At 56.2% G+C, this 11,152-nt stretch carries 11 protein-coding genes; 7 read left to right on the top strand and 4 right to left on the bottom strand.

Annotated features, from left to right (window positions below; genetic code table 11):
• The 5 genes from KIH86_RS01395 to KIH86_RS01375 form a co-directional block, all read left to right on the top strand.
• Positions 1–255: hypothetical protein (locus KIH86_RS01395; protein ID WP_223110269.1), on the top strand; the 255-nt coding region annotated here is incomplete at its 5' end.
• Between the two features lie 269 nt (positions 256–524).
• Positions 525–1,136, top strand: a complete 612-nt coding sequence (locus KIH86_RS01390) for a TVP38/TMEM64 family protein (protein ID WP_223083282.1) — start codon at positions 525–527, stop codon at positions 1,134–1,136.
• A gap of 156 nt (positions 1,137–1,292) precedes the next feature.
• On the top strand, positions 1,293–2,480 hold the full coding sequence (gene yunB, locus KIH86_RS01385) for a sporulation protein YunB (protein ID WP_316503182.1): 1,188 nt from the start codon (positions 1,293–1,295) through the stop codon (positions 2,478–2,480).
• Positions 2,481–2,724: 244 nt separating this feature from the next.
• Complete coding sequence (locus KIH86_RS01380; RefSeq protein WP_223083281.1) at positions 2,725–3,261, top strand: DinB family protein; 537 nt, start codon at positions 2,725–2,727, stop codon at positions 3,259–3,261.
• A 107-nt stretch (positions 3,262–3,368) separates the two neighbouring features.
• Positions 3,369–4,034 (top strand): alpha/beta hydrolase, encoded by a 666-nt coding sequence (locus KIH86_RS01375; protein ID WP_223083280.1) that lies wholly within the window; start codon positions 3,369–3,371, stop codon positions 4,032–4,034.
• Positions 4,035–4,114: 80 nt separating this feature from the next.
• On the opposite strand, the gene KIH86_RS01370 is transcribed toward KIH86_RS01375, so the two are convergent.
• The gene (locus KIH86_RS01370) at positions 4,115–5,221 is read right to left on the bottom strand and encodes a M23 family metallopeptidase (protein WP_223083279.1); all 1,107 of its coding nucleotides are present in this window, start codon (positions 5,219–5,221) and stop codon (positions 4,115–4,117) included.
• 248 nt (positions 5,222–5,469) lie between these two features.
• On the opposite strand from KIH86_RS01370, the gene lipA reads away from it, so the two are divergent.
• Positions 5,470–6,372, top strand: a complete 903-nt coding sequence (gene lipA / locus KIH86_RS01365) for a lipoyl synthase (protein ID WP_223083278.1) — start codon at positions 5,470–5,472, stop codon at positions 6,370–6,372.
• A gap of 98 nt (positions 6,373–6,470) precedes the next feature.
• On the top strand, positions 6,471–7,325 hold the full coding sequence (locus KIH86_RS01360) for a YutD-like domain-containing protein (protein ID WP_235775209.1): 855 nt from the start codon (positions 6,471–6,473) through the stop codon (positions 7,323–7,325).
• A gap of 100 nt (positions 7,326–7,425) precedes the next feature.
• Here KIH86_RS01360 and KIH86_RS01355 read toward each other — a convergent pair whose 3' ends face one another.
• The 3 genes from KIH86_RS01355 to KIH86_RS01345 all read right to left on the bottom strand — a co-directional run bounded on the left by KIH86_RS01355 (position 7,426) and on the right by KIH86_RS01345 (position 11,095).
• Positions 7,426–8,874, bottom strand: coding sequence for a S41 family peptidase (locus KIH86_RS01355; RefSeq protein ID WP_223083276.1), 1,449 nt, complete (start codon positions 8,872–8,874; stop codon positions 7,426–7,428).
• 40 nt (positions 8,875–8,914) lie between these two features.
• Positions 8,915–10,084, bottom strand: coding sequence for a copper amine oxidase N-terminal domain-containing protein (locus KIH86_RS01350; protein ID WP_223083275.1), 1,170 nt, complete (start codon positions 10,082–10,084; stop codon positions 8,915–8,917).
• Between the two features lie 204 nt (positions 10,085–10,288).
• Positions 10,289–11,095 carry an NAD kinase gene (locus tag KIH86_RS01345; RefSeq protein WP_223083274.1) on the bottom strand — a complete coding sequence of 269 codons (807 nt, stop codon included), beginning with the start codon at positions 11,093–11,095 and terminating at the stop codon, positions 10,289–10,291.
• Between the last annotated feature and the right edge of the window lie 57 nt (positions 11,096–11,152).

Here is an 11,152-nt window from a genome sequence, read left to right as displayed (position 1 = left end):
CACAGGACTCATTCCCATGCCGTTTTGGTTCCAATTTCTATTGTCGTTCTTGTCTTTGAGCTAAACTTAATGACATTGCGCCCCCGGGCGGTCATTTGCTGCGAATATGCGATAAGAATGTATAAGTTTCGCGCTGATGAACCGTGCAGCTTGCGCATACACGTAAGATTCGCCCTGATTATTTTACAGCGAAATCCCGAATATGCTATGATGAACAAAATGATTTTCGTTCCTGCCGCCCTTCACGGCGCATAACTGAACCCGGTTCAGAGGCACAGTTATTTCAAGGTATCCTTTGTCATACTTATAGGAGGAGCCACGCCTGGTCGCGGACGACAATAGCGCAATGCAAGAACACCCCGGATGGGGTGTTTTCTTTGAAATATAAGAAAGCATAAGCTTGCGCTTATCACAGCCTTCTATTTCTCGGTAAACGCATGGCGTCTAAGGACGCCGTAAGGCGTTTATCCTTGAATGAATAAACGGTCGCCCTATAGGCGAAGGGGAGAAAGGGGGAGGAATCCATGACGGATGCGATCAACGGCTGGGTCGAATGGCTGCTGACTGCACTTGGTCTCAGTGGTCCGGAAATTTTATTTGTGACAATTCCGCTGGCGATCTTTCAAAGTCTGATCGGATTAATCCCGTTTATTGTGCTGATTGTGCTGCATGTGTCGGTGTTTCATATCGTCGGTGGCATGCTGGTCACCTGGCTGATCGGCACGCTGGCCGGGCTGATCGTGTTCGCGATGTTCCGGCGCTATTTATTTCAATGGTTCGAGACGAGATGGAGCCGCCGGCTCAAGCGTTATGATAAATGGCAGCGCTATTTGAACCGCTATGGCATCTGGACGATTGTGCTGCTGCGTACGATACCTATTGTTCCCAATAATATCATTAATATAATGGCGGCGGTCTCGCCTGTCTCGCTGTCCGCTTTTATCTGGGGAACGATATTGGGCAATCTCTCCTTCATTTGGCTCTTCGGCACAATCGGCTCGTCGCTGATCGTTCCCCGGGAGCAGTGGAGCTTCTATCTGACCGGCTACGGCTTGTTCATGGCCGTCATGATTGCCGTCTTCATCTGGAAGCATTGGAGCCATCTGCAGGAAGATAAACGGGAGCGTATGGTATAAAAAAAGTGATGCTTATCTGACGCATGACCCGTCATAAGGAAATTCAGGAACGCCTCTTCGGCTTGGCCGGGGAGGCGTTCTTCTTTTTTGGGACATCCGCGAATACGATACAGTATAAGGCGGCTTGACCGCCATAGGTGCAGGAGGGATGGCGGAATGGCCAGAATGAGAAGATGGGGACCCCGGCGGCTTCACACGCCGCAGTTCCGGTTGCCGCGGCTGCGCCTGCCGCGGATCAGCTGGACGCCGCCCGCCAGACAGCGGGCGTTCCGCTCCGCCGGCCCGTGGCGGCCGGCGGCCGGCTCACGGGGAAGCCGCAGCTCCGGCTTCCCCGGTGGGGGCGGCTTGAAGCAGGGGGCCCGCTTCAAGGCACGGCCGGGCCGGTCGGCGCGCCCGGCCCTGGGGTTTGGCCGCCGCCAGGGCTCGGGCGGCGGACCCGGCCTGGCGCCGGCGGACGGCAGCCGGCGCCGGCCAAGGAGCCGCCGACGGGCATGGCTGATATCGGCGCTCCTGTTCCTCGCCGTCGTTCTGGCCAGCGTGGGTTATGTCGAGCGGCAGATGAAGCCGCCGATTGTGCATCTCGCGCAGATTCGCGTGAAGCAGATCGCGACAGAGGCCATCAACAAGGCGATCTCCTCCCAGGTGGCGGGAGGGAGCAGCGCAGAGAAGCTGATCGACTGGAAGACGGACAGCGCCGGCAAAATCTCCGGCTTCATGCTCAACTATAACGAGCATATGCGCATTACTTCGGAGGCGGCCGATGTCATCCAGTCTACGCTGAGCGAGCTGCAGACCCGGAAAGAGCATATTCCGCTGGGCCAGGCGCTGGACAGTCCCCTCATCGCATCGTTCGGGCCGGATATTCCGGTCAAGATCGAGCCTCAAGGAGCTGTCAAGGTCGAGCTCAGCACCCGGCAGCAGAACGCCGGAATTAATATGATCCTCGTCGAGGTGTACATCCATATCGTAACCGAGCTGGCGGTCGTCGTGCCGTTCGACATGGAGCCCCAGGTGGTCGATACGGAGATTCCCGTCTCCTATCTGATGGTTGTCGGCGATGTGCCGATGTATTATTACGACAACCAGGGCAGGGCGGTTGGCGAAGGCAGCGCGAGCGCGCCGAATATCGCGTTGCCCGCTCCTTCTTCGGGCGGCGTGTCGAGCGGAGCCGCGGGCACTGGCCAGAGCGGCGCAGCGGCGGGAGACGGCGGTACAGGCAGCGGCGTCTCCACCGGCAGCTCCGGCAGCGGAACCGCTGCGGGCGGAGGCGCCGGCACGGGGAGCGGTGCGTCAGGCGGCGGAACGACGAAGCCGGGGGCGCCCGCAGGGACAGGCGGCGAATAGAGGAGCCGGCAGGTGAAACGGGCCGGTCCGAGTTGCATTGATTGAGGAATTTGTTCCAGATATAATGATAGGGAGCGCAGCTTCTTGAAGCGTTTTTTAATAGCCTGTTGTTAATGGACAGATGGTCGTTTGAATGTTAAGTAGCAAGTCTTATTCACTGCGTGTCAGCAGGCTCTGTCTTGGCGAACAGGGCCTTTTTTTATTTATCAATCATATTAAAAATGAATCGCCCGGAGGTACAGCTATGCTGGAGATTGTAACGAATATACTCGAAGACATGGACAAGCAGCTTAATCGTATTTTGAAGAGCCTGGATCGTCTCGACGATGACTTGATCTGGACTAGGCTGAAGGCTTCGACCAACAGTATCGGAAATCTGTGCCTGCATTTAGCGGGCAACGAATATCAGAATCTGGTAAGTGCAATCGGCGGCAAACCGTTCATCAGGGAGCGCTCCCGGCGTGAGTTTGAGCCGGAAGGCGGAATAACGCGGGATGAATTGAAACAGCTTCTGCTCGGCACACGCGCTGAATCGGCCCGTATTTTATCAAACTTAGCCGAGGAGGATTTGGACAGGGAAGTCACCATCCGGTATTCGCTGGAGGATTGGAACAGGATGCACCGGGTTAATGCGTCGGAAGACGAAACCTATGATGTGAGAAGCGTCAGGCTTCTGCTTATCCAGGTTGCCACACACTACGGTTACCATGCAGGGCAGATTGTGCTGATCTCCAAATTGCTGAAGGATACGGATGAGCACATAACCGGCCAGTATCATTAATTGTACAAATTCGGGAATAGTAGTTGATTATGCCGGGAAGCATGCGGGATAGCGGGCCAGGGGGCCAGGCGGGCTGCACATCCTGTGAAAGAAAAGAGAGGAAGTCTATGGAGCACTGTCTGTTCATACACGGCTTTACAGGAGGCATCTTTGAAATATCGCCTTTGGCGGAATATGCGGAGCGGCGGGGGCTGAAGACCCATACCTTTACGCTCGGCGGGCATACGGGACGAAGATCCGATCTTGCCCGCTTTGGGCGGGCGGAATGGCTTCGCCAAGCTGAAGAAGAACTAACGGTGTTGGCCAAGGCTGTAGAAACAGGCGTTCATGTCATTGGCTTCTCCATGGGGGCGCTGCTCGCCTGCCATTTGGCGAACAGGTATCGGGATAAGGTCAAATCGCTGACTCTGCTGGCCGCGCCGGTGTTTCCGCTGAATCCGGGCGAGATTGTCCGGACGCTGGGTAATCCCGCCATGCTGAAGAACTATGTCCGGAAGTTCGGGTCTACGCCGCTTCGGGCCAATCGCGAATTTAACCTTCTGGTGCGGGAGAGCTTCGCCGTGTACCCTGGCATCTCGGCACCTGCCTTGATCGTGCAGGGAACCCGGGACCATCTGGTCAAGACCAAGAGTGCCGATTATTTGCAGCAGCATCTGGGATCGTCACGGGCGGAGGTGCTGATGGTGGAGGGAAGCGGCCATCTGCTCTGTTACAGTGAGGAGAAGGACAAGGTTCTGTCCGAAGTGCTGAGATTTATTGAGGCGGTGGAATAATGTTAAGCTGGCAAGCCGCTTGTCTTCCACGATGTCCGCGAACGGGCATAATAATCGCTTATGCAAGAAGCGGCCGCACTTCAGCGGCCGCTTTTTTTGCTCTGGAGAGCCTTCCGCTCCGCATTTTCCCACTGCCTGAGCAGAGGGTACGGATCGAAGGCCCATTCGATTAGTCCCCGGTCTTTGTAAATGCCGTAATGCAGATGGGGCGGGAATTTGCCGCTTGTTCCCGGATTGCCGTAGCCGGAGCTTCCGGCCCAGCCGAGCTGCTGGCCGGGAGAGACGATATCGCCGAGCTTGAGTGTTTTGTCATAGCCGGACAGATGGGCATAATAATGGTAGCGGTTCTCGATATCACGGATGCCGATACGCCATCCCCCGTACCGGTTCCAGCCCTTCGTCTCGATAATGCCGTAGCAGGTGCTCCGGACTGTAACCCCGTATGGGGTGAACAGATCGGTGCCCTCGTGGATGCGGGCCCCTCCCCAGCTGCGCCCGCTGCCCCAGGTGCTGTGGTAGGAATAGGTGCTGCCGAGCGGCAGGGGAAACGCGCTGCCTGACAGATCAAGCCGTCCGAAATGGCGGTACAGCTTCGAGAACTGCTCGATGCGCTGGGAGGCCCGCCCGTTATGGTAATATTCCCACACGGCGATATTGAAATCACTGGCGGAAGCGCTATGCTTCCGCATATATTGCGCCATGCTGTACAGCACGTCGATATCGTTCTCCGGGTCGGCTCTTCCGTCTCCGGAGCCGTCCAGGCCGAAGCCGCTAAAGAAGGACAGTGAGGCGGGAGAGGTATCCGCCTGATCGGGATTCAGCGGCCCGCACCAGATTGGAGCCGGAATTTGAATCCGGGTCAGGCGGGTGGTCATCGCCGGCTGATCCGATTTCTTGCTGCCTGCCGCTTTGAGTTTGGCAATCGTCCGTTCATACTGGTCGATGGCGGCCAGCCGGTACCAGGGAATGCCCGTGGCCGCCTCCATCTGGTCATAGAGCGCCTGGCGGGCGGCGTAGGCATCGCCGCTTCCCTGCGCTGAGGCGCTTCGTACGCGCGGAATCTCGGCTGCGGGCTTCTTCGGGACGGCATTCGCGGAAGCCCCGAAGACTGCCGGGCCGCCGGCGCATAGAAGAGAGGCAGCCGACAAGGACACCAGTGTCCGCCGGACCGCCTTGATAAGGGACATTATGGTGAAAGCCTCCTTTGAAGTTCATGTAAGGTTGTGAATGAGAATAGGGCTTGAGCCCTTGGCTGAATTGTGGATGAGGGCCACGCCCGGTTAGCTTGCGCGAAACGGGACGTTTTATCCGCCGGAGGGTGAGGAAGTGACACAGCTCTTTCACAAAAAGAAGCATTTCCCCTGCGTGCATGCTATAATGTAAGGCAGCGCTTTGCAACTTTTCACATTCAGGCGAAAGAGGGGATTGTTCATATATGTCACAGAAAAATGCGAAACCACTTAAGCCGGACTGGATTCGGATCAAGCTAACAACCGGAGAGAACTATCAGGATATTAAAGGGATGATGCGTTCCAAGACTTTACATACAGTATGTGAAGAAGCCCGCTGCCCCAATATTTACGAATGCTGGGCCAATCGGACAGCTACGTTTATGATATTAGGCGATATTTGTACCCGGGCCTGCCGCTTCTGCGCGGTCAACACGGGTCTGCCGACCGAACTGGACCTTCAGGAGCCGGAACGGGTGGCTGAAGCCGCCGAGAATATGAATCTGCGCCACTGTGTCGTAACCAGTGTTGCGCGTGACGACTTGAAGGATGGCGGAGCAATGATTTTTGCCGAGACGGTAAAGGCCATCCGGCAACGGCTGCCGCTGTGCAGCGTGGAGGTGCTGATTCCCGACTTCATGGGCGACCGGGACAGCCTGCAGATTGTGATGAACAGCAAGCCTGACATTCTCAACCATAACATCGAGACAGTCGAGCGGATGTCGGACCGGGTGCGGGCCAAGGCGAAATACCGCCGCTCCCTGGAGCTGCTTCGCCAGGCGAAGGAAATGCAGCCGAAGATTCCGACCAAATCCAGCATCATGCTGGGCGTCGGCGAAGAGTGGAACGAAATCCTTCAGGCGATGGACGATCTTCGCGCGGTCGACTGCGATATTCTGACGATCGGCCAGTACCTGCAGCCTTCGCCGCAGCATCTGGATGTCGTGAAATACTACCCGCCGGAGGACTTCGCGAAGCTGAAGGAGGAAGGATTGAAGCGCGGCTTCAGTCATGTGGAATCGGGCCCGCTGGTGCGCAGCTCCTATCATGCGCATGAGCAGACACAGTCTGCCACGAAATCGCTTCAGGAGCGCACGGCGGCGAATTAAGAATAGACGACAGCCTCGTATATGGCTCCGTCGAATTTACATGTGGAAAGGCAGGCGAGTCTTGCTTGATCTTAATTGGCGGAAAAAGCTATGAGCTCATGGCAAATCATAAGGAAGGCTGGAATCCGGAGGGCTTTCGCGGAAGATACAGCGAGGTTCTGGAACGCTACGACTATATCGTCGGAGATTGGGGCTACGGCCAGCTGCGCCTAAAAGGATTTTACCGGGATAATCACCCGAAGGCGAACAGGGACACCGCGATCTCCGGCTTCATCGATTACATTAATGAGTACTGCAACTTCGGCTGCGCCTATTTTGTGCTCCGCAAGATGAAGGATGCTCCGAGAGATCCGCTCGCCAAGGATATTCTGATCAAGGAGCCGGCTGAAGCGCCAAAGGAGTCCCTGACAGCAGAGGCCGGTGATGTCGCAGGAGCCGAGGCGCCTGTCCGCAGCGAGGAGATCCCCCAGATTTCCTCCCGCAAATATCAGGCCGAATCGGCGGTGTCCAAGGAACAGCCGGTCAAGGAGCAGGGAGCCAGAGAGAACGCTCCCCGTGACAAGAGCTTCAAGGAACGGGGACGCGACAACCGGAACAAGGAGCTCCAGGGCAAGCGTAACCGTGATGGCCAATCCAAGGAAGCCGCCGGCCGCGAGGGCCAGCCGCGCGGGGGGCAGCGCCGGGAGAATCAAAACCGGGACAATCAGAATCGGGAGAATCAAAACCGAGAAAGTCAGAATCGGGAGAACCAGGCGCGCGACGGGCAAGGCCGGGAGAATGCTGGCCGGTCCGCCGGTTCCCGTGAGTCCGGCAGTTCCCGTGACTTCCAGAACCGCGAGCCGAAGGCGAGGGAGCAGAGGGAGAGCCGCGAGAACCGGGAGAACCAAGGCTCGCCCAAAGCCCAGAACAGCCCGCAGAACAACTCACAGAATAATAACCCTCAGCAGAGCTAATAACCGCCTGCCGAGTAATGCTGAATAACGAAGAGTGCCGCTACTGTTCCGGGGAACGATAGCGGCACTCTTTTGTTTCGATTATAAATAAGCTGTGTGATTATTTAGCGGACAATGTTAGCCGGTTCTGCGTCTTGTCGTATTTATAGACGAGCGAAGGGAATTTCTTCTTGAACGCATCCAGGGAGACGAGGGTTTCTCCGTTCTGGTACAACGCCTCTTTGGAAGCAATGCTGAAACCGTATGCCTTGCCTGCTCCGGTTGTGACAATCGCCTTCTTGTTCTTGGAATCCCAGGTAAGGTCGGCTTCGACCAATGCTGCCAGAACGCGGGCGGAGGCGTAGACCGTATTGCCCTGCTTCACCAGACCTACATTGCCGTCGAAGGCTTTGCCGTTCACGTCAAGGATGTGGTTGTCTCCGGCCGCTTCGATGGACTTTATGCCAGCGAGCTGAAGCGCGGTGATGATCTGGGCCGCGTCGCCCTTCACTTCGATATCCGGCGTCAGGCCGATATGGTTGAAGTCGATCTTGTCCGGCGTCAGATAGCGCTCCGTGGTCAGCTTGAGAAGCCCGCCGTCCGACAGGTTGAACAGGCTTTGAATGCGGGCCTTGCCATACGTCTTGACACCAACGACCGTTGCCAGATGGTTGTCGTGCAACGCGCCGGTCAAAGCCTCGGAGGCGCTGGCGGTGTATTCATTCGTCAGGATAACGACCGGTACGTTCATCTTGGTTCCGTTCGTGATCGTTACGGGCGTCAGGGTGCCGGTATTATCGGCTGTGTACATCATGATTCCCTTGTCGATGAACTGGGACGCGATGTTGTAGGCGGAATCCATGTAGCCCCCTCCGTTGTTGCGGAGGTCGAGAATCATGGACTTCATCCCGCCGGCACGCATTTTGGACAGCACGCTCGCGAACTGCTCGTCAGCGTCCTCTGTGAAACCGTTCAGGGAAATGTACGCAACGCCCGAACCGAGTATCTGGCCGGTTACGGACGGATAATCGAGCTCGCTTCGGGTCACGACCACGTTCTTGACCGTGCTGCCCCGCTGGATGGTCAGCGTAACATTGGTGCCCGCTTTACCGCTCAGCGTGTCGCTCTGCAGGTCTTCAATCTTGACGCCGTCGATCTTCAGGAGGGTGTCGCCGCGCTTCAGTCCGGATTTATCCGCCGGAGAGCCCGCCATCACCGATTCGATGTACAGCTCGCTGCCCGAGTAGACGAGCTGCACGCCGATGCCGACATAATCGAGCGCCAGCTGATTTTGCAGCTCCTGCGCTTCCTCGGTGCTGAAGTACTCGCTGTAAGGATCGTTCAGCGATTCCACCATGCCGTCGACGGCCGCGCGGATCAGCGCATCCTTGTCGGCGCCCGTCAGGTTGTAGCTCTCGACATACTGCATCACTTCATTGATCAGATCCGTGCTGGAAGCGGACTGGGCTGCAGTCTGGGTGCTGTCTGCGGCAAGAGCGGCGGGAGAGAATACAAGGGATAAGGCCAGGAAGCTGCCGGCCGCCGCGGCCGTGAACTTTTTGAAAGTCATGATTCATACATCCTTTGCGGATTATTTGCTGTCCCGGCCCTTAAGGGGAGACAGTATAGCTATCGCTGATGGTCCATTTCCCGTTGTATTTGTCCACCACGAGAATGAGTGTCTGATCGGCCGTGGACGAATCGCTCTTATCCGTTGCTTGAAGCTCTACATACACAGCGGCTTCGTCGTCACCATAATAGAAAATATTGGATGAATTCACGAAATAGCTCAGGTCAGACTGTTGGAAGAATTTTTCCAGAGAGCTCTTTAACCCGGCGGTGTAGTCTTCATCATCATAAGAAGTAAGGGTGCTCATCACACCGGCAACATTTTCAGTGTTCATATTCTGATAATGATTGGTCAGCAGGGTGTGAATGGCCGCTTGATCGCTTACCGGAACGTTGGCTTTGGCGATGCCCTGTTCCCGGGTCAGAAGAACGGTCGATTTCTCGGTCGTGATCTTCGAGACCTTCCAGCTGCCATCGGTATTCACGAGATAATAGATGATCTCATCCTGTGAATCCGGCAAGTAATAGCCGCCCGTCCGCGTGTTGATCTCAACGGTGGAGACGGTCGCATCCGATGCTGTAGCGCTGATGACCGAGAGGCTCTTGAGCTCGTACTTCAGATCATAGTACTTGAACGTGGAGTCCAAAGCTGTGAGACTGCTGGCAAAAGAAGATCCGTCCGCGGCAAGCGATTTGATCCCCGCCACATCCTCAGTGTTGTAATAACCGTTCAGCTTATTGATGACAGCGGTCAAGTCGGCTTCCGAAATACCGTTGCTGGCCGAGGGTTTGGAAATTTGAACGCTTCTAGCCGCGGGGTCCCATTTCACATCTCCGCCGGTCGCTTCACCGATAAAACGAAGCGGGACGTATACGGTTCCTCCGTTCTGCACAGGCGCTGCGAGAAGCTTGCTGATCACGTTATTGACTGAGGCACGGTTGCTGCCCACTGTCAGCTTGATCGCAAGTCCATCGCTGGTGCCGGTTACCGACTTGGCAGCGGGGTCCCATCCTACTGTGAGGCCAAGGCTTTCGAATACGGCTCTGAACGGAACCATAACGGAGCTGTTCAGGATGTATGGAGAGCCGGCGGGAAATGAAACCTGAGCGCCGTCTACATACACCTTAATCGGCGTCTGCGCCGCAAATACGGGCACGGCGAGTACCAGGGACAACAGGATTGCCCCCAGTGAAGCACACCACTTTTTCAATTTGTTCTCTCCTTTAATTATGTAAGTCTTTGTAAAATAGGATCATTATACCATCCGATTTCTTCGAGTGTCTATTATTATTCGACAGCTGTTTTTACTAGATTTCCGGGCGCAGCAAGACGCGGGCGAGCGGCAGGCAGCGGCGGGGCGCTGTAGGACTCAGGTCCTGCCCGGACCTAACGCTCGTCCGTTCTTCCTTGTCCATCAGACCAGGAAGGATGAGCGCACGCGTTTCCAGAACGGGAACGGACGGTAGCGTGCAAAGCTGACCTTCTTATCGGATACCTGGCACCGGACGGAAAGCAGATCGTCAATCGGGTAGTTGATATGATCCACGGTCAGCATCAGCCGCTGCTCCTTGCAGGAGAAGATGTCACAGTGATGATGCTTCGGCAGCAGCAGAGGGGAGCCCATCGTCCGGAAGACCCGGTTGTTGATTGACGCAATTTCTGCAATCTGGAGCGCCTCGATGGTGGGGTGAACCATCGCTCCGCCGAGACTTTTGTTGTAGGCCGTGCTTCCGGAAGGGGTGGAGATGCAAATTCCGTCCCCCCGGAACATCTCGAACATCTCGTCATTGATGTCGATCTGGATAACGATCGTTCCGTCTAAGCCCTTAAGCGTGAATTCGTTGAGCGCGATATGTGAAGTGGTGCCTGATTTCTTATGGATTTCAAGCTCGAGCAGCGGGTATTTGACGATTTTGGCCCGCCGCGAGCCGGCGGCATCGGAGCGTCCGCACATATAATCCGCAAGCGCGGGCAGCTCATCGGCCTGCCAATCGGCGTAAAAGCCCAGATGACCGGTATGAACGCCTACAAAGGCGAGCTGGGAGATCCGGTCGATAAAGGTATGGAAGGCATGAAGCATAGTGCCGTCCCCTCCGATGGAGACGACGATTTCCGGCGTTTCGGCGTCAAGCTGCATACCCCGCTCCTCCGCCAGCTTGTGAAATTGCTGGCTGAGATCGATGGACAACTGATCGCCCCTGTCCAAGACATAATATCTCAAGGTGAATGGACTCCTTTGTTAGGGTTCTGTCATACACCGATCATAATCAATCTCGGG

The organism is Paenibacillus sinensis (assembly GCF_019904155.1).
Taxonomy (GTDB): Bacteria; Bacillota; Bacilli; order Paenibacillales; family Paenibacillaceae; genus Paenibacillus_AQ; species Paenibacillus_AQ sinensis.
Note: the sequence above shows the minus strand (reverse complement) of the source record. Positions and strands in the feature narration are given on the sequence as shown.

Bases quoted from the DNA above. Each gene is read 5' to 3' on its own strand.
- KIH86_RS01390 (WP_223083282.1), top strand. From the start codon at position 525: ATGACGGATGCGATCAACGGCTGGGTCGAATGGCTGCTGACTGCACTT.
- KIH86_RS01370 (WP_223083279.1), bottom strand. From the start codon at position 5,221: ATGTCCCTTATCAAGGCGGTCCGGCGGACACTGGTGTCCTTGTCGGCT.
- yunB (WP_316503182.1), top strand. From the start codon at position 1,293: ATGGCCAGAATGAGAAGATGGGGACCCCGGCGGCTTCACACGCCGCAG.
- lipA (WP_223083278.1), top strand. From the start codon at position 5,470: ATGTCACAGAAAAATGCGAAACCACTTAAGCCGGACTGGATTCGGATC.
- KIH86_RS01355 (WP_223083276.1), bottom strand. From the start codon at position 8,874: ATGACTTTCAAAAAGTTCACGGCCGCGGCGGCCGGCAGCTTCCTGGCC.
- KIH86_RS01375 (WP_223083280.1), top strand. From the start codon at position 3,369: ATGGAGCACTGTCTGTTCATACACGGCTTTACAGGAGGCATCTTTGAA.
- KIH86_RS01380 (WP_223083281.1), top strand. From the start codon at position 2,725: ATGCTGGAGATTGTAACGAATATACTCGAAGACATGGACAAGCAGCTT.
- KIH86_RS01360 (WP_235775209.1), top strand. From the start codon at position 6,471: ATGGCAAATCATAAGGAAGGCTGGAATCCGGAGGGCTTTCGCGGAAGA.